This window comes from Lacrimispora sp. BS-2 (assembly GCF_040207125.1).
In the GTDB taxonomy this organism is placed as follows: domain Bacteria; phylum Bacillota; class Clostridia; order Lachnospirales; family Lachnospiraceae; genus Lacrimispora.
The window spans coordinates 3404887-3428211 of the sequence record NZ_CP157940.1; the positions used below are offsets into that span (position 1 = coordinate 3404887).

At 38.4% G+C, this 23325-nt stretch carries 16 protein-coding genes, 3 tRNA genes and 1 rRNA gene; 7 read left to right on the top strand and 13 right to left on the bottom strand.

The window, feature by feature from the left end; all coding sequences use genetic code 11:
- Positions 1-239: 239 nt before the first annotated feature.
- The 3 genes from ABFV83_RS16040 to ABFV83_RS16050 form a co-directional block, all read right to left on the bottom strand.
- Positions 240-1544 (bottom strand): zinc ribbon domain-containing protein, encoded by a 1305-nt coding sequence (locus ABFV83_RS16040; RefSeq protein WP_349945219.1) that lies wholly within the window; start codon positions 1542-1544, stop codon positions 240-242.
- A gap of 18 nt (positions 1545-1562) precedes the next feature.
- Positions 1563-2114 carry a zinc ribbon domain-containing protein gene (locus ABFV83_RS16045; RefSeq protein WP_349945220.1) on the bottom strand — a complete coding sequence of 184 codons (552 nt, stop codon included), beginning with the start codon at positions 2112-2114 and terminating at the stop codon, positions 1563-1565.
- A gap of 188 nt (positions 2115-2302) precedes the next feature.
- Positions 2303-2443 carry a hypothetical protein gene (locus ABFV83_RS16050; RefSeq protein WP_313151695.1) on the bottom strand — a complete coding sequence of 47 codons (141 nt, stop codon included), beginning with the start codon at positions 2441-2443 and terminating at the stop codon, positions 2303-2305.
- Between the two features lie 132 nt (positions 2444-2575).
- Here ABFV83_RS16050 and ABFV83_RS16055 point away from each other — a divergent pair, with 132 nt between their 5' ends.
- A complete protein-coding gene (locus ABFV83_RS16055) occupies positions 2576-2935 on the top strand; it encodes a helix-turn-helix domain-containing protein (RefSeq protein ID WP_158417101.1) in 360 nt (119 codons plus the stop codon).
- A gap of 151 nt (positions 2936-3086) precedes the next feature.
- On the opposite strand, the gene ABFV83_RS16060 is transcribed toward ABFV83_RS16055, so the two are convergent.
- A complete protein-coding gene (locus ABFV83_RS16060) occupies positions 3087-3353 on the bottom strand; it encodes a Mor transcription activator family protein (RefSeq protein WP_313186464.1) in 267 nt (88 codons plus the stop codon).
- A 614-nt stretch (positions 3354-3967) separates the two neighbouring features.
- Positions 3968-6511: a hypothetical protein gene (locus ABFV83_RS16065; protein WP_349945223.1), complete on the bottom strand. Its 2544-nt coding sequence runs from the start codon at positions 6509-6511 to the stop codon at positions 3968-3970.
- Between the two features lie 131 nt (positions 6512-6642).
- Between ABFV83_RS16065 and ABFV83_RS16070 the strand changes: the two genes are divergently transcribed.
- Entirely contained in the window at positions 6643-6825 is a 183-nt protein-coding gene (locus ABFV83_RS16070) for a helix-turn-helix domain-containing protein (RefSeq protein ID WP_349945225.1), read from the top strand.
- A 114-nt stretch (positions 6826-6939) separates the two neighbouring features.
- Here the strand turns inward: ABFV83_RS16070 and ABFV83_RS16075 are convergent, their stop codons facing one another.
- Positions 6940-8541 (bottom strand): hypothetical protein, encoded by a 1602-nt coding sequence (locus tag ABFV83_RS16075; protein ID WP_349945227.1) that lies wholly within the window; start codon positions 8539-8541, stop codon positions 6940-6942.
- Between the two features lie 272 nt (positions 8542-8813).
- On the opposite strand from ABFV83_RS16075, the gene ABFV83_RS16080 reads away from it, so the two are divergent.
- The 4 genes from ABFV83_RS16080 to ABFV83_RS16095 all read left to right on the top strand — a co-directional run bounded on the left by ABFV83_RS16080 (position 8814) and on the right by ABFV83_RS16095 (position 14612).
- Positions 8814-10673 (top strand): hypothetical protein, encoded by a 1860-nt coding sequence (locus tag ABFV83_RS16080; protein WP_349945228.1) that lies wholly within the window; start codon positions 8814-8816, stop codon positions 10671-10673.
- Positions 10666-11754 carry a DUF87 domain-containing protein gene (locus ABFV83_RS16085; RefSeq protein ID WP_313583023.1) on the top strand — a complete coding sequence of 363 codons (1089 nt, stop codon included), beginning with the start codon at positions 10666-10668 and terminating at the stop codon, positions 11752-11754. The genes ABFV83_RS16080 and ABFV83_RS16085 overlap by 8 nt, the downstream gene beginning before the upstream one ends.
- Before the next feature lie 105 nt (positions 11755-11859).
- Positions 11860-13104 (top strand): tyrosine-type recombinase/integrase, encoded by a 1245-nt coding sequence (locus tag ABFV83_RS16090; protein WP_313583022.1) that lies wholly within the window; start codon positions 11860-11862, stop codon positions 13102-13104.
- Positions 13105-13319: 215 nt separating this feature from the next.
- On the top strand, positions 13320-14612 hold the full coding sequence (locus ABFV83_RS16095; RefSeq protein WP_349945230.1) for an ATP-binding protein: 1293 nt from the start codon (positions 13320-13322) through the stop codon (positions 14610-14612).
- A gap of 291 nt (positions 14613-14903) precedes the next feature.
- Here ABFV83_RS16095 and ABFV83_RS16100 read toward each other — a convergent pair whose 3' ends face one another.
- From ABFV83_RS16100 to ABFV83_RS16110, 3 genes are all read right to left on the bottom strand, one after another.
- Positions 14904-15410: a DsbA family protein gene (locus ABFV83_RS16100; protein WP_349945232.1), complete on the bottom strand. Its 507-nt coding sequence runs from the start codon at positions 15408-15410 to the stop codon at positions 14904-14906.
- Positions 15411-15547: 137 nt separating this feature from the next.
- Positions 15548-16576, bottom strand: coding sequence for an NADPH dehydrogenase NamA (namA, locus tag ABFV83_RS16105; protein ID WP_349945233.1), 1029 nt, complete (start codon positions 16574-16576; stop codon positions 15548-15550).
- A gap of 240 nt (positions 16577-16816) precedes the next feature.
- Positions 16817-18076, bottom strand: a complete 1260-nt coding sequence (locus tag ABFV83_RS16110; protein WP_349945235.1) for a hypothetical protein — start codon at positions 18074-18076, stop codon at positions 16817-16819.
- Positions 18077-18822: 746 nt separating this feature from the next.
- On the opposite strand from ABFV83_RS16110, the gene ABFV83_RS16115 reads away from it, so the two are divergent.
- Positions 18823-19899: a tyrosine-type recombinase/integrase gene (locus ABFV83_RS16115; RefSeq protein WP_349945237.1), complete on the top strand. Its 1077-nt coding sequence runs from the start codon at positions 18823-18825 to the stop codon at positions 19897-19899.
- A 112-nt stretch (positions 19900-20011) separates the two neighbouring features.
- Here the strand turns inward: ABFV83_RS16115 and ABFV83_RS16120 are convergent.
- The 4 genes from ABFV83_RS16120 to ABFV83_RS16135 form a co-directional block, all read right to left on the bottom strand.
- A tRNA-Cys gene (locus ABFV83_RS16120) sits at positions 20012-20082 on the bottom strand.
- A 31-nt stretch (positions 20083-20113) separates the two neighbouring features.
- A tRNA-Glu gene (locus ABFV83_RS16125) sits at positions 20114-20185 on the bottom strand.
- Positions 20186-20232: 47 nt separating this feature from the next.
- Positions 20233-20305, bottom strand: a tRNA-Asn gene (locus ABFV83_RS16130).
- Between the two features lie 78 nt (positions 20306-20383).
- Positions 20384-23276: ribosomal RNA gene (locus ABFV83_RS16135) — 23S ribosomal RNA — on the bottom strand.
- Positions 23277-23325 lie beyond the last annotated feature (49 nt).

Genomic DNA, 23325 nt, shown 5'->3' on the forward strand with positions numbered 1-23325 from the left:
TCCTTTAATTGTTGATTTTTATTCTAAGAAATAATATATATTTGTTTTATATTTACATTGCAGAACACCTACATAACGCTTATAGCTCACCCCTTATAATCCGCTTTTAACCACTTATAGTTTATACATGTAGTTACTTTATTTTCATCACAGCTATAAACGCATTATCTGAAGCGTTAATATACTCGGATTTTAAAACACAAAAAAACCAGAACGAAAACGCTCTGGCTTATATCATATTAACCTGCAGGGGCTGCTTCAATAAGCTGTCCGGCAATGTATACAACTCCATTTTTATCAATATCAATGACGGTTCCATATACTGTTACATAGCTATCAGCGTATACGTTAGAATTGTATGCTGATAAAACTATATACTGTCCTTCGCCCCAAGCATCACTGATGTAATAGGCATCAAGATTTTTCATAGTAGCACTATCATACCATTGCTCCATACTAACAGAGTTTCCAGTACCAGCATAGGTAAACAAACCAGTTATATTTACTTTGCTGCCAATAAATCCATTATTTTTAATCATCTCAACGCCTGCTGTAAAGTAATCCTGATTGTATCTTATATCATCTGGATTTGTATTGTATCCAAAGTCATACTTTGCCTCTGTCGGACGACTGGAAGATTCATCAAAAGATTCCATATCATTTATTTCTGATGCCATAACATCATTGCCGCTATTGCCCCCGGGTGAAACCACTGCATCCGTTCCATCAACCACAGCTTCTTCATCCGTAAAAAATTCAGCCCAGATTATAACATCGCCTTTTGAATTTACACCAACCGGATAACCATATATCATCTTCCATTCATTCGTATAAGGCGATGAATCCTTAGAAATCACAATATAACCACCAGGAGAGTCACCACCACTGCTCATACAAGAATATGCATAATAAGTATCCAACAGGCCACTCCACTCATTTGCATCATAAGCCAGTTCTGTAACCCCTTCCATATAATCCTCTGGAATCGATTTTCCTATGATCAATCCCTTTACTTTAATTCCAATTCCACTGTAATCATAAATATTGTTACGAAGATCCTTAAACTCGGGAGTAACAGCATTCTGCATAAAACTATTTCTATCTACGGCTTTTGTTGTATAAGATTCAGGACCCCCAATACCATCACCATTTTGTGAAACTTCCGCAGATCCGGTATCCGTAGAAGGTGATTCCGCATTAATTTCTGATACAGCTATTGAATTTCTAACAAACATGCCTGCCAGTACAGTAATACTAAATATAATTCCTACTGCAATCAACAGCCCTTTACCAAAACATGAACGTTTCTTTGGTTTGCTTACATTCTGAGACTCTGATACCTTTTGAGCTGCTGTCTTAGGGTTGTTCCTCTGACCTAAATCTTCTTTATATAATGACTGCCCACATACAACACAAAACTTCTGTCCTGGTTCAAATTTTGTCCCGCATTTAGGGCAGGTATTAATAACCTCTACTTTTTCACCACACACACTGCAAAACTTCTGGTTCTCCTGAAGGTTGTTTCCACATTTCTTACAATTCACGATTTATTCCCCTCTTTCTTAAACCGATATCGCTTTATAAACGATATCAGCTTCTTCTTGTTCCATATAATAAGCTTTAATACTTGTTCCACTTTTCAATGAAATTATCATTGTCTTTTTTCTGCTTGTAAAGACGATCAAAGCAATCGCTGCTGGACCCACAATCAAAAGCGGTGGTATTACGAATCCTAAAAGAGTGGTAACAGAAAGTCCCGCTATTTGCACCTTTTCAAGCTTAGTGAGAAGCGAAGTCTTTTTATAAACAACGCTTCCTATCTCTTGCTTATTAAAAATCAAGGAACTAACTGGAGATGCCTTTGTGGTTTTCCTGTACGATGTTGCAGTCACCTCATTTCCAGTGACCTCAAAGACAGTTGTCAACTGTCTTTCTCCGTTTATAGCAAGCGCACCTGCTGTTAATTTATAAACCAAAGTATTTACCTGTTCACTCTGTGGTATAAAAACGCTATCTTCTTCAATCATTTTGCTTTGATCACCAGTCTGAGCTGGTGTCCCGCAATCAGGGCAAAAACTTCCATCATATTTTTTTCCACAATTACTGCAATACATATATTACCCTCCTGTTTTGGCAGCTACGCCATTTTTTATAAGTTTACGATTTCTATCCTCTGTTCCCATTTTTGAAACAACCCTGTACAACATTTACTATTTTACCTGTACCCCTGCTTTTTCCAGTTCCTCAAAAAATTTTTTTGTGCTGCTCACATTGGTCCTCCCGATATGTGTCATTTATTTAATTAATCTTTTTCTTTCTCTTGCTCCGCAGTCATATTCCGTCCGGCTTCAAGTCCCGCTATAAAAATTAATACTTTGGATACTTGCTCCGGTTCTAATTCCATAATCTTTTTTATTACAATATCTTTTTCTGTCAGTTCCATATTCCCCTCCATTTTGACCACATTAATCTAAATTGAATTTAGTTTATCATGATTGAATTTAGTTGTCAATATTACATTCTTGACTGAATTTAGTTACTATGATATTATTTTGGACAAAGGCGGTGAGCAATTTTGAATCTAAGCGAAAGAATTAGATTATTACTTGAGGAAAACAATTTAAAGCAAAAAGATTTAGCCAAAGAAATCGGGGTAACAGAGAGCTACATATCTGCCCTCTTAAACGGTAGAAACTCCAACATATCCCAGGCGCTTGCTACATTAATTGAGGAAAAATACGGGTACAGTAATTCCTGGATTCTGTACGGAACAGAACCCAAGCTAAAAATGGTAGGGAAAAACAAGACTTTATCAGACATCCATAAGAAAGCAATTTTACAAATAGAGAAATTGAACCCGGGACAAATAAAAGCCGTACTGGCCTTTGTAAAGGCATTGGAAGAAATAGAAAACGACTTCAGAGAACATCCTTAAGACCCGTAATATGTACCCACAGCTTGCCATGCATAGATGTACACCAATATGAAGCTAACATCCAGGACAGAGGATGCCTGAAAAATGAGTTACGGCTCATATGAGGCAGCCTCTCTTTACTTGCGTTTTTCCCTGCCTCAATTTTTTCATTTTATGGCAGTAAATCCTCGCTCCGATTTGAGGACACTAAGATTTTTTTGAAATATCGCTCCGTATATCCAAGCTCCTTTGCCAAAACCTTCCCATTTGTTCCGTCATAGCGTTCTTTTATCTGCTTCTCAATATATGACTTGCTGTATAGTTTTACTGGAAATGTAATCTGTAATCCATGCAGATGCTCATAGATACGGATTGTCGTCTCCACTCCCAATTGCTCTGCCAAATCTCGGTAAATACCGTAAAAATCCTTTGCATCCATGAATCTTCCTCCTTTGCCTTCCTATTATAAGGGTTTCATGAATACTATTTCTTCTGTCATTATCCTTATTTTTTCTCTTATAATTTTTCATATTACATTTCTACGAACCTCCCTATCCATAAATTTAACTTCTGGCATCAACTATCAGCATTACTTCAATAATATATAATTGGCCGTAGTCAACTTTACATAATAGTAGTAATGAAAAATCATTGCCAAATTTAATAATTAATAGCATAAAAGGTGCCATAGCTTCTGTACGCTATGGCTTTCTACGTTCCTATGTTCCCCTCATACAGCCATGCTGCAGATTAACATGGATATAATATATATCTGAAAATAAAAAAAAGACTTTTTTATCTTACTAAGTTATATATGAGAGCCCACTATTTATAACCATCATATCCAACACCACAGTTTTGCCTGCACTTACATTAAAAGCATATAGAACAACCTATACCCCGTTTTTCGCTCTCTAAATAATATGATCGGCCTTTTAAAATCAAGACCGGTCACCCCAAACTATATGCTGTATTTTACTATTCTTATTAAATTTAAATTAAAAAGAGCAAGGTACTATAATACGGTGCGTAAACACCTTATTTTCATATACCTCACTGCTCAATCTTTTTTATATATTCTTCCTGCACCAACTCAGCCTGTTCACATGGAAAATCTGAAAACAAGTAAACTGTACTAGGAAACCTTAGTAGTCTGGCACGTCCGATACTCTGCTCTAGTTCACTTTTTATAAAATAGAGCTGTATTTCTCGTAACATCGGGTTATTGTATGTGGTAAACCCAAATTTATATCCTCCATATTCTATTATTTGCCAATGCAATGCATCAGAAGCATGAACTCCTAAATGGAATGCAATTAACTTATAAACTGTTTCTGCATTATGTGGAGTGCCTACTACAGCAATATTCCTACCTGTAAAAGCATTTATTCCCTCAGTATTTCCAAAATGAAGTCCATATTCATTATAACCCTCTCCCATTCCTTTGAATGTTATTATTGGAATATCGCCACAAATATCCTTAATTGAATCGATTACCTTGCCACCTCTCTTAGAAATATCCTTCCGGCTCATGGAATAAGCTGAATATTGTATCAAACGCCCTAAATAGCAAGCCTCCTTCTTGGGATACTCCTTAACATACCAGCCAAGGAAATATTGTCTGTACAGTGCCGGTGATAATGAGGCTGATAAAATAATGTATTTTGATTTAGGCAACATCTTCGGGTAGAAGTACTGTACCCCACCATCTTTCTCTTTATAATAGACGGAGGCCTTTACTAAATCATTAACGTTTTCCGATATGCCATATTTATAGAGATCTTCTTCTGATATTACATCTTCTTCTGACATCGGCGTCACTTTTTTATATACATTATCCTTTGTATCTTTAATCTGTGACAATAATGTCTTTAACGCCAAAGGGCAATGATCCAAGCTCAGTACTTTTTCTACAGATTTTAAACTGACCTTCTTTATATTTTTAAATAAATATAATAAAATATCTTCATCAATAATAACGGTATAACCCTTTAATTCAGCCTCTGATAAGGTAAGTAACCTAGCATGAGTCGTAACAATATATTCAAATTTTGTTATATTCGAATAAAAACTTAAATACTCTTTGCATTTTTGAACTGCCAAGATTATTTCTGGGCTTCTTTCCTTCTCATGATCAATAATAAATTTTCTCAGAACCTTAGCTGCCATTCTGCTTATTCCAATATCATAATAATATTTAACCTCATCGACCAGTTCCCCGGGCACCTTCATTTCCTCAATAGAGGGGGTAACTACAGCATTGATTTCTCGTATATGTAATTCTTCTGCAACTTGTTGCTTTAATAAGTTTGTAGGAACTGCAATTATAATCTTCTCATTTTTTAGAGATTGTACCAGATTACAATATGCCTGGGTCTTACCGGAGGCAGTCTGGGCTGGAATTAGATATAGCCCATCCCTAATCTCACTTATAGCATCTTTTAGACAGCTTTCTATATGGGCATACACCTTTTCCACGCTAACATATTCCTTAGAATCATCTAACCTCTGAATCTTTTCTCTTTCTGCTATTGTCAGCACCATATTTGCTTTATGATTACAATAGTTGCAATACTTACAACCATTCTCACAAAACTGCGGTTTATATCCCATGGATTTAGCATATCCAAAATAAAAACTCCAATCTTCTAGATCCTCCCCCCGGTTTTTAATATATGAAAGGAATTTACTCCTTCCCCCTCTTATATTAACAAAATTGGTCAACAGAAAGAATTTTTCATTATGTTCAAGCTCCCCACCATTTAGAAACTCCCTATATAACGCACATTTTTTTTCGTTCTCTGACCATTTAACCCTAATTTGATTATTTAATACCTTATCATCGCGCTTATCAGTCTGGTAGGATGCCATTTTAATAAAAAATGAAGATTTTACGTCATTTCCTATTATAATATAAATAGGTTTTTCCGAATAATCTTCAATCCTACCAAGTTGTGATGCGCGATCAATTTCTAAATATGAACCTTTTAAGGCCACTTTGTTCTTTTTTGCAAATCCTTTTATCGTTCTGGAATAATTAGAATAGTTAGTAATGTATTCGTATTTCTGATATTGCAGGGCCAAGCTTGCTATATTAAACGTTTCTTCTTGAAAACATATCAGACCTTTACCGCCTAAGAACATTCTAGAGACATCTTTACATTGTCTATCAGCATCCGGAAAGATTTCAAGCAATAATGCTAGTATTACCTTTGCTGCAATAGCATTACTTACAGGACATTCATGAATAAATACAACTCTAAATCGTTCCGATAACTCCGTAGAGCTAAACGTATGATAGGCAAACGCAATTGGTAAGTCATATTTCTCTGCTCTGGTTCTTATCATTTCAAAAGTAACCTCTGAATCAAAATCAAGAGCAAATATTTGCATTTCATTAAATGCATCTGACTTTCTTTCTCCATTATTAAATACTGCCGGGCAAAATGAGCAACCATAATTACCCACATATGAAGCCAATTCCTCCAGCGATAAATTAACTGGTCTTTTTGCAATTCTTTTACTTATTTTAGCTATTTCTATTTTATCTGGCTTTACTTGATACTGTGTTCCATCTAAACTCACACTAATGTTCATAGTTGTCTGTACCTTTCTTATAAAATTATCATAGGGATTTTTATAGCTTTTATTGCTTCCAAATGATTTATTAAATTGTTAGAAGATTTGTAACTATTTAATAAAATAAATTTTAAAGGAGGTTACCGGCTATGTTAGAGCAATATGGTGATGTTATTTCTACAAATGAACTATGTGAGATATTAGGCATCGGTAGGAACCGTGCTTATGAATTATTACAAACAAACCAGATCAAAGGATTTCAAATGGGACGGCCTTGGAAAATACCTAAAGTTTCGGTCGAAGAATATCTGAAAAGAAAATCTTCTCTATAAACACCTATGCACAAACCCCCTATGAAACTTAATTCATAGGGGGTTTACCCATATTTTAAAAAAATTATTCTATTAATCTTTATTATAGGAGTACCTTTTATTACCTTTTTTATTTTATTTTTTCAGATCAGGGTAAATCTTCCTATTCTTGCTTCCTTTTATAAAATCTGTATATTGCTTTGTTTTAGGAAAATCGTTTGAGCGCTGAATTAAATCATACTCAAGCATGGCTTCTTCTATTTTCTGGTATATAAATTCATCAAAAGTTCTATTCACCTTGGGTCTACGCTCCATAATTTTGCTAAAATCCATATCAGCATAACGCCTACATTTTTCCACAAAATTATCACGCCTTATAAAATAAAAATAATACGCTATATTAAATTCTAATTGCTTCTGATAACTCCCACCTTTATTACCCTTTGTTTCTTTATCGTCTTTACTGTACGTACTCTCTATTTTTCCAACATCTTCACTTAAATGCTTCAAATATCTCCTATAATCCTTAACTCTTTCATTTTCTACCGAATTATCCACTAAATCATGATAGTATGAAAAGTCCTTATTATTAAGTATATATTTTTCTAACCTTATGGCAACCTTCTGCAAAGACGGTTCTAGGTTCTGTAGCGGAGCATTTTCATTCATAAGCAAATATTTTGAAAATATTGTCTGAATAACTGGCACTAAGCAGGAATTAATAAAAACGTACTTTGAAATATAAGGCTCTAATATCTTCCATCGACATTCACAATTATCACTTTGGAAAAATTGGTCAATAGCATTATTATATCCGTCCACTTCACTCTTACATAACTCATATGGTAATGGGAAAAGGAAGTTATAAAAATATAAAGCAGATTGAGCCTGTTCAGGTGAATAACTCTGTTTATAAGTAGACAAATTTGTAAAGCGCTCTAAATAATGAGTGCTCAAATAATCCAATGTAGAAAATGACAGGAAATTATCTATCATAAATGTATCCTTAATCTTTTCAATCGAATACCCTTGATTTTGATAAATGTTCTTTAAAAGGCTAAAACAATCATAAATTTCATCATAAATCTTATTAATATACATACCTCGCTGAGCAATATAGGTAAAAGGAAGTCTGTTTCTAGTCTTGAGAAGAGTATAAAACAATTCCGCATTCATATATTCAAATTTATATTCCTCTTTTTCCTCATCAGCCCTTAAGTGGTACCTTGAAAACTGCCTCACATAGATATACAATTCCTTAGTGGGAATTATATTATTTTCTGTATCTAAAAATAATAGTGCAGCTTTATTTATGGTATCCATTATCGCTTTTCTTCTTTGCGACCACTTATATCCCAAATCAGTTTTTAAAATAGGCGTCTTTATAAGTTGCTTTAATATCTCCTCATCTTTAAAGTCCGGGTCTCCCTTCAGAACGTCAATAACAAATTCTCCTATATTTTTTTGCGGAATTATTGCAAAATTGAAAGAAATGCAGGCAGAAAGTATAATATCATATTTTATTAGTTCCATTACTTTTTCAAGATTATATTGTTCATCCTCTTCAACAAACCAACTATTCAAGCAATTCTTCACCAAAAGATTCCATATATCTTCAATAGAAGAGCCATTACATAATCTTGATGCCTCTTCCCATGATTCCCTTATACGTCTTTGTAAGTCATTAGGAAACCATCTTTCATCTTCCAGAAATGTGTTAAGGTCTATTACTCTCATTTAATTTCCTCCTAGTTTTATCTATGTTGTAAGTAATATTAAACCAACTCCTCCTCAAAAACAATATAAAACATGTCCTTGGAGAAATTTATAGCTGTTATTCAATTCAAATTGAAAATCATAGCTGTGATGATAATCACAATATTGATTTTAATGAAATTCATAACCGTTATTCGATTCGAATGCTAAATTGAAACTATTGTGGTAACCTACATTTGGGGAAAATATGCCCTATTATTCAGACTAACTCATTTTGAGAAAGGAGAACTATCATGTCATATGAATCCATTCCGTATCAAAACTTCCTTTACCCTCCAAGCGCTGTTTATTACGAAAATACTCAGCTATCAATTTTAACTGATAATCAAAGAAAAGAAATCGAGTCTTTAAAAAGGCAATTAGCCAGTAGGGGTAATAACCTTGAATATCTCATCGAAAATACTCCCTTTAATAGTCTTCTCATATGTAAAACAAAGGGATTGAAAAATGAGACAGTTATGAATCAGCCTTTCGCTAATTTTATCATCACCCAAATAATTATCGTTGAGTTTCCTGAGTTCGCATCACTTGATACCATTTATTTAATGGTATTGAAAGTAGGGACAGAATGCGGAGAAAAAGTATGCGCAATGAAGCGTAAGGATTTTACCCCAGGCAGGGCGATAACCTTCTTGCGTAATATCTCCATTTCTTTTCTTATTGACAAGAGCGATTCACGCAAAGGAGAACTTGTAAGTGATTATATTAGCCAAAAGTTATCAAAAGCTACATCTATTTGTCTCCCATATTTCGCTGGCTGGTCCTTTAGTAATGCATCTCCAAGATTTCTTACTTCAGATTATGAAATCTTTTCATTGCTTCCTAAGGATTTACTTAAAATGCCAGTTAACAGCAGACAACTTGCACTTTCTAATATTACAGAACCAACTGAGATAATAGCATCATATTTCCACCGATTGTCCTTATTAAAAAAGGAAACGACTATTCCGATTAGTCTATTTTTTCATATGTCTATTTTGCGTGGAGTATTGGACAAAGCAGATATGTGGGCATTAGACAAATTTTTATATCTCCAAATGACCAATGGCCCCATAAGTATTGAAAAAGTTTCACAGTCATTACTCCAGGTCTTTAACAATGATAAAGGTACCAGTACAACCCTGGATTTGCCTTTCAAGACACTGCTGCGCAACGTTCTTACAAACCAGGATGAACCATTTATATTACGAGTGGATAATCCTACATGTAATAACTATAAGCAAAAGCTGAGGGTCAGCAATTGGGATATGATACATAACGTATGTCTAGAAGGAGTCAAATACAATTATGACGGTTTTGAAATTACATCACGAGCCTCCCTTGTTTGTATATCAAACCAAAATATCGTAGATATTCCTATGGAAAATGCGCTGTCGATTTATATTGAAAGCAGTGATATTAACATTGGTGTGTTACAAGAGGCATTATGCAACCCCTGTGCAATGGGAAATTACATTAATCTCTTGTGCCAATACATAAGTAGTAACTTTAACACTACAATTAAAATGCTTTCAGATGCATGGAATGAAAACCTTCAAACTGGTTTGGGAACCTTCGAAAAAAACGGAGTCGCATATTCTATTTTTATGACAGTATGTGATTTTATGGAAAAGTTTTTAAAACACTATAACTTTAGAATTGAAGACTTTTGGGGTACACGTAATGAAATAGAATCACTACTGGTAGACTTTCTATACCAAAATGAAATGTCCAGTGATATGGAAAGTATACCGGAACTCTTTATTGAAGGATTAAGGTCATTGATATCTGGCTGTACATTAATCAACCGGTTAAGGGACGATACTTTACTGGAAGGGGGCAATATTACCCTATACTGTGATGATAATTTCTTATACGTCTCTGAGCAAGATTTAAGAAATTATATCATACCCTCCATATTCCCTTTTCATATTACAGTGAACCAGTTACTTAAAAGTCTATCGGAGGCTGAAATAATCACCTCAGATCAGACACGGGTAAAAACATACTTAAAAACAGTATATTTTCCCAAGCATACCCCACCAACACAGAAAAAAATGGTAGCCTTCAATCGAACCAGAATCTGGGGCTTAGGAGATGATATTTATGATTAATACAAAACAAAAAGAAATGTTATTAGGACACACTAGATTAGGAGATCCCGTAACGATTTCTCTGAATATACAGGAAATGCCTAATTACCACATGACAATCCAGGGTGCATCAGGAAGTGGGAAAACTCATGCGCTAAAAAATTATGCGCTACAAGCTGCGGCTTTAGGTTTTCCTGTAATAATAATAGACTCTTCCGGAAGTTATAAACTTTCGGAAGAAGAAAAAGCATGGGGGTTCTCATCCGCAATCACTCCCGTAACTATAAATGTATACCAGCATGGTATTGATATAAATCCTTTTCAATCTTTGCAATTAGATACTGACTTAGAGGAAAGGAAGGTTGATACAGCTCTTAGAGTTACAGAACTTTTTTCCCATGTTCTCTGTCTTGGAAGCCGTCAAGAAAATACGTTGTATGAGGCAATGCTATCCATGATGACTATAATGCCTGGCAATATTGAACATAAGATTCAAACTTTACTTGAATTAATACATGACACCAAGGGAGCACATGCTAATAGCTTATATGGAAAACTCAAGCCGCTTTTTGATCAAAAAATTTTCACGGTGGATAAGAGTAGCTTCAACGCTTATAAACCTGGTTATGTTTATATCTATGACCTGCAATTTTTCACCGATGAAACAAAGCAGTTTTTATCTGATATTATATTGTGGCATATCTGGAACCAAGCCACGTTAAGGGGTAACATAAATCATAAGACGTTTATTATTTTAGACGAAGCTCAGCTCTTTAACCATTCCTCTCACTCTCCAATTGCCCGGATGCTAACTGAAGGGAGAAAAGTAGGCATTGGTTTATGGCTTGGAACACAGTTCATAAATAATAATTTTTCAAAGACTGCTATAAGCCGAATACAACAAGCCTCAACAAAGATATACTTTAAGCCAAATGATTGTGATCTTAAAGGAATCGCTAAAGAAATCGATCCAAATAATAACAATTGGACCCAGTTATTGAAAAACCTGAAGCTTGGAGAATGTATTGCGGCATACACAAAAAACACTTCGGCCGGAATGAGGTCCAAGCAGATATTATTAAAGGTTCCAGCAGACATTTAACAGTTATTGTAATAGTCAATTCTTTCATTCAGATATTATTATGATGATCTATTGAAACAACCAAACAAAGATTAGATGTATACAAAGGAAAGGAGGTAATGGCGGATGTGCCGTTCCGTAAGCCCATACAAAAAACAGAACGAAACAATTGTAAGTATACTGACAAGCAATCCGTCAGCACCTCTTACAGAATTAAATGACACTATCTCAGAACTGCAAAAGCAAATTTTCTATCCAGACGGAAAACTAACCACTGCAGCATGTCAGGCAATCTTGGAGTTCAATCAAAAAGAATCCCAAGTAAAAGAAGTCTGTGATCTCAAGAAAATAAAGCTCAGACCCGACGACAGCAGAATTTATCTTATTATAAAGCGAAAGCCCATAAGCAGTACCAACTACATAGGTCTGATAGAAAAGCTCTATGACCATTTTTTCGGTACTACTGCACTTACCATGGAAGTGTACTTTGAAACCTGGATGCAATGGCGGGCAACTGAAAGCAGTGTTACAGAAAAGACCATAAAAGAAAACCGTTTTCTGTGGAATGCTCTCCTTAAAGATCAGGAAATAACTAAAGTTCCTTTAAACAGCTTGTTAGTTAAGGATTACATCCGTTATTTCCGAATAATTACTAAAGACCGTCAGCTCACCCGAAAACGCTTCAATGATTTAAAGAGTATAATGAATGGCATACTCTACCTTGCCGTAGAAAACGAAGTCATTGACCATAATTGCCTAAGAGATATTAATTTTAAGCAATTTGCCTTTAAAGCAGAGGAAAATAACATAAAACCTTATACAGAGGAAGAGCGACTGCAGATTATAAATCACTTGGGAGATGATTTCTACGATCTGGCCATCAAGCTTGATTTTCATCTGGTGCTCCGCATCGGTGAGCTAAAAGGTTTAAAATGGGAAGACGTAAAGGGTGATACCATCTTTATACGCCGTTTTATCGATGACCAAAATAAAGTTATCGATGACATAAAAGGTCATAAAAGCCAAGGAAAGCGCCAAATGCCACTTACCGCCAATGCACAGAAGATACTGGAACAAATTCGTTGCCAGAATTCGGACAGCGAATATATCTTCATCCGCAACGGCCAGCCGCTGGCAACAGTAACCTTTAACCGCCACTTAAAAAAATGTTGCGAGGAATTAGGTATCGAGTACCGTTCCTCCCATAAGCTCCGTTTCTCCACCGCATCAATCATGTACAAAAACGGGATGGAGGATACTGAGCTCCAGAAACTTTTGGGTCATACCAGCCTAAACATGACCCATCACTACCTTCGAAGTCTAACTTCTCAAGAGGATACCGCTTCAAAAATGAGGGCAATCCTTGGCTGATTGTCCTCACTTTTTATAACTTTGTCTATTTTACCGAATAAACACAAGCTCCCCATTTTTCATATATATAAACTGAATGATAATAATTCCAATGTCATTGAGCGACTCAAGATTATTCATCAGACTTATTAATCAGTAAAAATTTGTTATAACTCTATTTTTCTTGACATATAAATATTAAAATTGTAATATACTATCATAGAGAGGTGTATGCTATGCGTAGAAAAATTGAAGAAAAACTCCTTACTTGGAGAAACAAAACCGAAAATCGGATGCCCCTGCTCCTCTATGGAGCCAGGCAGGTTGGCAAAACCTATATACTGACCAAATTCGGTGAAACACAGTTTGATAACACCGTTTACATTAACCTTGAAACCAATCTTTCCGTTGCTTCTTATTTTTCCGATGATATCTCCCCGGAACGGCTCATTCGCTTCTTGGAAGCAACCGTAAATGAAGTCATTACACCGGGCAGAACCCTCATTATTTTTGATGAGATCCAGTCTTGTGAACGGGCATTGACCTCATTAAAATACTTCTGTGAAATGGCACCGGAATACCACATTGCTGCGGCAGGAAGCCTGCTTGGAGTTGCAATCCATCGGGAACATTACTCCTTTCCCGTTGGCAAGGTAGAAAGCATGACACTTTATCCGCTGGACTTTGAAGAATTTCTTTGGGCAAACGGCGAAGAGCGGCTATCACAGGAAATTCACTCTGCCTTTGATCTGATGACTCCGCTGCCAGAGGCACTCCATCAAAAAGCTATCGAATTTTACAGGTACTACCTCATTGTCGGAGGAATGCCTGCCTGCGTTCAGACTTTTACAAACTCCGGAAAGTTGGTTCTTGTACCAACTGTACAAAATGAAATTGCAAACAACTACGTAGCGGACATGGCAAAATACGCTACTACAGCTGATACTGTTAAAATTCGCAGCTGTTTCAATTCCATTCCTGCCCAGCTTGCAAAAGAAAATAAAAAGTTCCAATACAAGGTTGTTCAGCGGGGCGGTAGTGCAGCACTGTTCGGTGAATCAATCGAATGGCTGGCACAGGCTGGCATCGTGTTAAAATGTCAGAAGATCGATCATGGCACAAGCCCTATCGCTGTTTACGCAGATTTGTCCTCTTTTAAGCTTTATATGAGTGATGTGGGACTTCTTGTCATGAAATCCGGTGTGCCTCAACAAACGATCCTGACTGGAGAATCAAATGTGTTTATGGGCTCTGTTACTGAAAACTACGTTGCTCAAGCGTTGGCCTCTAATGGACACGCCCTCTTCTATTGGGCAAGTGAACACAGTGCCGAACTTGACTTTGTATTACAAAAAGGTTCCGAGGTCATCGGTATAGAAGTCAAAAAGGGGACAAAGGTTCACTCTAAAAGTCTCAGTGTATTTATTCAAAAGTATAAACCCAGCTATTCCATTCGCTTCTCCGAAAAAAACTTGGGCAAAACTGAGAACATGCTTTCCGTTCCGCTTTATGCAGCATTTTGCATATAATTATACAAAAAAAGAACCCCTTACGGATTGGAATCAGTTTCCAATCCGAAGAGGTTTTACGAACTTCCCATAATGAAATCAAACAGATTAATAGCAAACCTGTATCCATACAATTTAGGATTACATTTTTAAATTGCAGTTCAGTCAGTTAAACAATTGGCATAAATATTACAATTTACCGAACTACATTGCTATTCTGAAAAACAGAAATGATACAAGCGAAGCATACATACTTTCGGGTCTTTTATAATTTATTATTTTATCATAGAAGACCCTATTTATAGAAAAATTTCAAATGTAGTGGTTCTTTATAAGATGCAAAATCTGCTCTTTGGAAACACCCACATTTTCAACTGCATCAAGCTTTAAGGCGCCCATTCTAAATGCAGGGAATGCCCATACACCAGACTTTTCAAAGGCAAGCTCGTTAGACTCGCCCAGCTTGCTGCGATAAGTTCCCAGCTGGAGTGACAACCGAAAGTCATCTGCATCAACCAAATCACTGACGCACTCAGTAAGGGCATCAATATTTTCAATATTAATACGCTCTATCAGAGCAGCCTGATACATTTGTTCATGATATTCTAAAATATCAACCCCATAGTCAACCGCATAAAAATATCCTTGTATGCACAGATCGCTATGGAGGCCATACGGATCCGGTCTCGGATGAGATTCACACGGATGCCAAACTATAGTAACATCCGGATAGTCTGGGATAAGCTCCCTTAAATGTTTATGTGCCTTCAGACAATAAGGACAGATATAGTCAAAAAAGACATGTAACTCACGTTTCAATCTTATTCACCTCTTATTCACATAATTTATTATGCTCTTTTCATCACTTCAAGACAGACAGCTTTGAGGATTACCGCTATTTCTCGTCAAAAAAAGAAACGAAGTCACTGTTTCTCTTTTAAACTGAAAGCATGCCATCACTTTCTTGCCTGAAAACCACGCAGATACTGCTCCGGCCACGGATATTCGACTTCAAGATCCCGCGCCGTATGCAACACCCAGTAAGGATCACGCAGAAGTTCCCGGCCTAAAGCAACCAGATCTGCCCGTTCTCCGCCCAGGATTTCCTCCACCTGATGCGGGTCCGTAATCAGACCAACGGCAACCGTAGGCAACCCAGTCTTCTGTTTCAGCCACTGGGCAATTTTTACCTGATAGCCTGGATAGATTTTCGTCGGCGGTGTTGACACAACTCCTCCTGTACTCACGTCCAGCACGTCAATATAGGGCTTCACAAGTTCAATAATTTCGGACATTTCTTCCATATGCATACCATCGGGTTCATAATCCTCAGCAGATACACGCAATAAAACCGGTTTTTCAGCCGGCCAGACCTCATGTACCGCCTTCAGTATTTCAACCAGTATACGGCATCGGTTTTCCGTTGATCCGCCATAACCATCGGTACGATGGTTGGCCAACGGCGACAGGAACTCGCTGATTAAATAGCCATGGGCACCATGAATTTCAATTGCATCAAAACCGATTTCAGCCGCCCGGGCAGCAGAGCTGCGGAATGCATTGACCGTATCTTGAATATCCTCTTCCGTCATCTCATGGGGCATGGGAAAAACCTGACTAAATGGAATGGCGCTGGGAGCGTAAATCACCTTTTCCTTGGCTCCACATTTGCGGCCCGCATGATTGAGCTGAATCGCCATTTTTGCTCCCTGTTTCTGGCAGGCGGTGACAATTGGCTTAAGTGCCTTCGCCTGATCATCATTCCAAAGTCCCAGACAATGGTCAGAAATACGGCCCCACGGCAGGACACCGGTGGCTTCCATAATGATCAACCCCGCTCCCCCAATCGCACGGGAGGTATAATGGGTAAACTGAAATTCATTTGGCATACCATCGGTTGCGGCACTGTACATACACATGGGCGGCATAACGATACGGTTGCGCAGAGTCATACTTTTTACGGTAAATGAGTTTAATAAGTACATAAGATATTCTCCCTTCTATAAATGTACAATTCGGTAAAACAACTTGCTTTATTTAATCATTAATCAAAATCACTATTGCCATAGCTGATCAACATTTCCTTTATCTCTGTCAACCACATAAAACAAATATGGAAAATCATGAGAAAAACCTACCTACGATGATTCCATCATTTATTCCGATTACTATTCTAACACCAATTGATACTTATGCATGTCCATTATAAAAATAATGGGAAGTTATTATCTCGCCCATTTTAAGAAAAATGCAAAAAATGGGTCAGTAATTGTAATAATATCATCATTCCTTTGCCAATCAATTACAGGCGTTGATGAAGCATCCGTATATGAAATTTCTGCGATCTTATCAAGAACACGTGAAACTTCATGTTTTTGTGGTGGGTCGCCTACAATTATATTTCTTATATTAGAGCGTAATAAATCATAGGCTACACTTTCAACTCCTGGTTGAAGTAATTTTAATCCGTTCATCACAACACCGTAAATATCCGTGGTTGAACCATCTACGAGTACTCTCTGCTTTCTATCAGTTCTAGCTCGCGGGCCTCTTTTAAGTTTTTCAAACATCGAGCGTCCACTATGCTCGGCAATTTCAGTAAAAATTTCAGATTCATCAATATTTTCTGAGATATAGTTTATAATATCACACTCTTCCTCAATGTCAGTTTTTATACACAGTGTCCTACAAAATTCTTGCATTAAGAATGGACTCCCGTACGCAGCACATGTTAATTTTCTAATAAGGCAATTTTTCACACTAACATTAAGTGCTGAAAAGCCTCTCATAGCTATTTCTTCCAATTCACATTCACTCCAAATCGGCATTTCAATATTTTCTATCCGACCAGTCATTTCACGTTCTACTTCTACTGCATCATATTTTCTATTTGGTATCGCAATAAAAATGATTGGTAAACCATGCATAATTAATGCTTTCAAGGCACGCACAAGATTCTTCTGAATAGGTTTAGATATATAGTGGAAATCGTCTACAACCAGTGGAATTAATTCAGAACGAAGTGCAGAAATTGCTGCAACTTTTGCACTTACATTTCTGCTACTTCTCTGATTAACTCCTGTGTTACATCCTAATTTGCTATTAACACTAGTTCCACCTTTGGCTACAAGTATATTTCCTTCTGCAGATATGTTTCCTCCAATCTCTGAGCTATTACCTTCACTTTCAGAATATTCTGACATAGTAAATAAGTTAAGTTTTTCAATTACAATATCCCAGAAACTCTGTTCATCAGTGATCATTCCACCATCGATCCATATAGCTGTTTCTTGAGGAAATATCTTGTCAACAAGAACTGTTTTACCGGATTTCGTCGGTCCAGTAACGACCATCAGCTTTGTAAGGTTGTCTTGAGCCAAACGAACATGATCTTCCAACTTGTGTTCTTCTCGTGAGATATAAGTGATTTTAGGAAAACCACCTGGTACAAAAACATGTGATGCCCTTAATTTTTTTTTCTTCATAACAATTCCTCCAAATGTATGTACTTATTGACCAAAGGTTATTAATTAATTCTTTAATTTTTCACTAAATTGATTTCGATGCATCTTTAATAGATTTAAATGATTTTAGGATTACATCCCATTATTGCTATAATACAAAACAATGTAACATACATAAATGTCAAATGAGCTTCTCTACATTTAGGATTATCTTTATTTTTTTGGTATCACTCCAATACCCAAAATCGGAAGCCCCCAATATTTTACACTGTGCTCAGAGACCTAGTCGGCTTAATATTATTGCCCATTTATCAATCATTATTTTGATAATATATAGTGTGTTAAAAATATTATTATTCTATTAAATATTGTATATATTATATATCCACATGACGAACGTCGCAATCAAATTCATATAAATTATAGAAGTATTTACAGTACTATGCTAAAATCCATTGAAAAGTATCGGACTTTACACCTCATAAAAAAATTTCATTTATATCTACCTCTTTGCTCTTAATATTAACTTTTATGTTCTACACAGCATCAAGCATATTTTGATTAATAATTGCGGCTACACCTACCATGAGATGAACAAACAATCTGTTTAAAATCGCAAGAAATTTACAATACAAACAGTTATTGAGTAACGAACTTTTACTGATTATCTGCGTTTTTTCCAACAAACTTTTATTCTTACTTATAAAAAGCAGATTGCACATTTTCAGGCATAATGCTATGATAATTCCATCGGCACGTTAATCATCATGAATATTAAATCAAAAGAAAAGCAGTTAAAAAGAGTTTGTGATTTATCAAAAATCAAAACCAGACCTGATGACGGACGAAAGTATTTTATTATCCAAAGAAAGCCAATAAGCAGCAGTACTTATGAGGGTTTAATCGATAAACTGTATGAACAGTTTTTCGGTGCTACCGCTGCTACCATGGAAACATATTTTGAAACCTGGATGGAATGGAGAGAAAAAGAGACAAGCGTAAGTAAAAAGACAATTAAAGAAAACCGCTTTATGTGGAATTGTTTATTAAAAAATAAGGATATTACTTTGATTCCCTTAAAGGAGCTAACAGCAAAAGATCTGATTATCTATTTCAGGAACATTACAAAAGGCCGCCAGATCACAAGAAAACGCTTCAATGACCTAAAAAGCATTATGAATGGAATTCTGTACCTTGCAGTGGAGAATGATATTATAGAACGAAATTGTCTTCGAGACATCAACTATAAACAGTTCAGCTATATGGCAGTAAATACTAAAATCACCCCATACACCGAAGAAGAACGTCTGCAAATTATAAATCACTTGGGAAATGACTTTTACTCACTGGCAATAAAGCTGGATTTCTACCTAATCCTGCGCATTGGAGAATTAAAGGGATTAAGATGGGATGATATTTCCGGATATTTTTTACATATCCAACGTTTTGTAAATGACAAGAATGAAATCATTGAAGATATCAAAGGTCATACAAGTGAAGGGAAGCGTTTCATGCCATTGACGCCGAAAGCCAAAGAAATTCTGGATCAAGTCCAGATTCTAAATCCAGACAGCGAATACATCTTTATCCGTAACGGCCAGCCTCTGGCAACAGTAACCTTTAACCGTCGCTTAAAGAAATGCTGTGAGGAACTCAGCATAGAATACCGCTCCTCCCACAAACTCCGCTTCTCCACCGCCTCCATCATGTACAAGAACGGAATTGAAGACACCGAGCTCCAAAAGCTCCTGGGCCACACCAGCCTCAATATGACCCACCACTATCTCCGAAACATCACTTCCCAGGAAGAAACAGCATCAAAAATGAGAGCAATCTTAGATTAACAGCCCTCAAAAACACAAAAAATGCCCACGCAAACAAGCGCAAACACCAAATACACAAAGTAAAAACCCCAGAAACCCTTATTTTATCAGGTTTCTGAGGCTTTCATCAGAGAGGCGACAACCAGATTTGAACTGGTGATCAGGGTGTTGCAGACCCACGCCTTACCACTTGGCTATGTCGCCATAAATTGTAAAACTAAATTCACTAAATCAGTGACCCCAACGAGATTCGAACTCGTGTTACCGCCGTGAAAGGGCGATGTCTTAACCGCTTGACCATGGGGCCGGACTTGCATTTCGTTCTCCTCATAGTCTTTGCTTGAGTATCACGAACTCCCCGAGTAGGACTTGAACCTACGACCCAACGGTTAACAGCCGTTTGCTCTACCGACTGAGCTATCGAGGATTATTGAGGCATATACCCTCAAAACCACACATTGCTACATATCTATCTTCATCCGTTCTTCCTCTTACCTAAACCAATCTGGTTAAGCCCTCGACCTATTAGTGACAGTCAGCTGCACATGTTGCCATGCTTCCACCTCTGCCCTATCTACCTCGTCGTCTTCAAGGGGTCTTACTCTTGCGATGGGATATCTCATCTTGAGGGGGGCTTCACGCTTAGATGCCTTCAGCGTTTATCCCTTCCCGACTTGGCTACTCTGCCATGGCTTTGATAGCCAACAGATACACCAGAGGTCAGTCCATCCCGGTCCTCTCGTACTAAGGACAGCTCCTCTCAAATATCCTACGCCCACGCCGGATAGGGACCGAACTGTCTCACGACGTTCTGAACCCAGCTCGCGTACCGCTTTAATGGGCGAACAGCCCAACCCTTGGGACCTACTACAGCCCCAGGATGCGATGAGCCGACATCGAGGTGCCAAACCACTCCGTCGATGTGAACTCTTGGGAGTGATAAGCCTGTTATCCCCAGGGTAGCTTTTATCCGTTGAGCGATGGCAATCCCACTTTATACCACCGGATCACTAAGTCCTAGTTTCCTACCTGCTCCACCCGTCGGTGTCGCAGTCAAGCTCCCTTATGCCTTTGCACTCTTCGAATGGTTTCCGTCCATTCTGAGGGAACCTTTGAGCGCCTCCGATACCCTTTCGGAGGCGACCGCCCCAGTCAAACTCCCCGCCTGACATTGTCCCCCAGCCAGGTCATGGCTGCAGGTTAGAAATCCAATACCGCAAGGGTGGTATCCCAACATCGGCTCCACAGAGACTGGCGTCCCTGTTTCATAGCCTCCCACCTATCCTGTACATGCAGTACCGAATCCCAGTATCAAGCTGGAGTAAAGCTCCATGGGGTCTTTCCGTCCTGGCGCAGGTAACCAGCATCTTCACTGGTATTTCAATTTCACCGGGTGCATTGTTGAGACAGCGCTCAAATCATTACGCCTTTCGTGCGGGTCGGAACTTACCCGACAAGGAATTTCGCTACCTTAGGACCGTTATAGTTACGGCCGCCGTTTACTGGGGCTTAAATTCAGAGCTTCGCGTTGCCGCTAACCCCTCCTCGTAACCTTCCAGCACCGGGCAGGCGTCAGCCCATATACCTCACCTTTCGGTTTTGCATAGACCTGTGTTTTTGCTAAACAGTTGCTTGAGCCTATTCTCTGCGGCCTGGTTTCCCAGGCACCCCTTATCCCGAAGTTACGGGGTCATTTTGCCGAGTTCCTTAACAATGCTTCTCCCGCCGGCCTTAGGATTCTCTCCTCATCCACCTGTGTCGGTTTACGGTACGGGCACATATCACACAATAGCGGCTTTTCTTGACAGCCCCTACAAAGACTTCCCTACTTATGTTCGGTACGCGTCACACCTTCCTGTTGCTGGGCGGATTTGCCTTCCCAGCCAGTCCAGTGCTTGCCCCGGTCTTTTCATTCCCGGGTTCTTCTTCGGTTCTGTGTCCCCACAGTTCTGATGATATGCGGTACAGGAATTTCAACCTGTTGTCCATCGACTACGTCTTTCGACCTCGCCTTAGGCCCCGACTTACCCAGAGCAGATCAGCTTTACTCTGGAAACCTTAGATATTCGGCCTGGAGGATTCTCACCTCCATCTCGCTACTCATTCCGGCATTCTCTCTTCTTAACACTCCACATCTCCTTACGGTAATGCTTCTGTGCGTTAAGAATGCTCCTCTACCAATGTGTATCAATACACATTCCACAGCTTCGGTGTCGTGTTTCAGCCCCGGACATTTTCGGCGCAGGACCTCTCGACTAGTGAGCTATTACGCACTCTTTGAATGTGTGGCTGCTTCTAAGCCAACATCCTAGTTGTCTGTGAAATCCCACATCCTTTTCCACTTAACACGCACTTTGGGACCTTAGCTGGTGGTCTGGGCTCTTTCCCTTTTGACTACCCAACTTATCTCGTGCAGTCTGACTCCCGTACATCATCTGGCCGGCATTCGGAGTTTGATATTCTTTGGTAAGCTTTGACGCCCCCTAGGAAATTCAGTGCTCTACCTCCGGCAGACTAATACGAGGCTAGCCCTAAAGCTATTTCGAGGAGAACCAGCTATCTCCGGGTTCGATTGGAATTTCTCCCCTACCCACACCTCATCGCCACCCTTTTCAACGGATGTGCGTTCGGTCCTCCATTTCCTTTTACGGAAACTTCAACCTGGACATGGGTAGATCACCCGGTTTCGGGTCTACCTTTACTGACTCATTCGCCCTATTAAGACTTGGTTTCCCTTCGGCTCCACACCTTAAGTGCTTAACCTTGCCAGTAACGGTAACTCGCCGGACCGTTCTACAAAAAGTACGCAGTTCCACCTTTAACGTGGTTCCACAGCTTGTAAACACAGGGTTTCAGGTTCTCTTTCACTCCCCTCCCGGGGTCCTTTTCACCTTTCCTTCACAGTACTATGCGCTATCGGTCACTAAGTAGTATTTAGCCTTGGGGGGTGGTCCCCCCGAATTCCCACAAGGTTTCTCGTGTCTCGTGGTACTTTGGATCCTGCTCGCTGACTATTGCTTTCCCATACAAGGCTTTCACTTTCTATGGCCGGTCTTTCCAGGACCGTTCTGGTAACAAATCGTCTCACTTATTGCAGTCCATAACCCCAGTATGCACGCATACTGGTTTAGGCTCCTTCCATTTCGCTCGCCGCTACTTTGGAAATCGAGTTTTCTTTCTTTTCCTCCGGGTACTTAGATGTTTCAGTTCCCCGGGTTCCCGACGTATGGCTATTTATTCACCATACGACAACTGAGGTTTGCTCAGCTGGGTTTCCCCATTCAGATATCTCCGGATCAAAGGATATTTGCTCCTCCCCGAAGCTTTTCGCAGCTTATCACGTCTTTCATCGGCTCTTAGTGCCAAGGCATCCACCCTGTGCTCTTTATAGCTTAACCAATTCGATGTTCACCTGCGGGTGCGGGCTACTAATCTAAGATACATAGC

Bases quoted from the DNA above. Each gene is read 5' to 3' on its own strand.
- ABFV83_RS16045 (WP_349945220.1), bottom strand. From the start codon at position 2,114: ATGTATTGCAGTAATTGTGGAAAAAAATATGATGGAAGTTTTTGCCCT.
- ABFV83_RS16050 (WP_313151695.1), bottom strand. From the start codon at position 2,443: ATGGAACTGACAGAAAAAGATATTGTAATAAAAAAGATTATGGAATTA.
- ABFV83_RS16060 (WP_313186464.1), bottom strand. From the start codon at position 3,353: ATGGATGCAAAGGATTTTTACGGTATTTACCGAGATTTGGCAGAGCAA.
- ABFV83_RS16065 (WP_349945223.1), bottom strand. From the start codon at position 6,511: ATGAACATTAGTGTGAGTTTAGATGGAACACAGTATCAAGTAAAGCCA.
- ABFV83_RS16070 (WP_349945225.1), top strand. From the start codon at position 6,643: ATGTTAGAGCAATATGGTGATGTTATTTCTACAAATGAACTATGTGAG.
- ABFV83_RS16075 (WP_349945227.1), bottom strand. From the start codon at position 8,541: ATGAGAGTAATAGACCTTAACACATTTCTGGAAGATGAAAGATGGTTT.
- ABFV83_RS16080 (WP_349945228.1), top strand. From the start codon at position 8,814: ATGTCATATGAATCCATTCCGTATCAAAACTTCCTTTACCCTCCAAGC.
- ABFV83_RS16085 (WP_313583023.1), top strand. From the start codon at position 10,666: ATGATTAATACAAAACAAAAAGAAATGTTATTAGGACACACTAGATTA.
- ABFV83_RS16090 (WP_313583022.1), top strand. From the start codon at position 11,860: ATGTGCCGTTCCGTAAGCCCATACAAAAAACAGAACGAAACAATTGTA.
- ABFV83_RS16095 (WP_349945230.1), top strand. From the start codon at position 13,320: ATGCGTAGAAAAATTGAAGAAAAACTCCTTACTTGGAGAAACAAAACC.
- namA (WP_349945233.1), bottom strand. From the start codon at position 16,576: ATGTACTTATTAAACTCATTTACCGTAAAAAGTATGACTCTGCGCAAC.
- ABFV83_RS16110 (WP_349945235.1), bottom strand. From the start codon at position 18,076: ATGAAGAAAAAAAAATTAAGGGCATCACATGTTTTTGTACCAGGTGGT.
- ABFV83_RS16115 (WP_349945237.1), top strand. From the start codon at position 18,823: ATGAATATTAAATCAAAAGAAAAGCAGTTAAAAAGAGTTTGTGATTTA.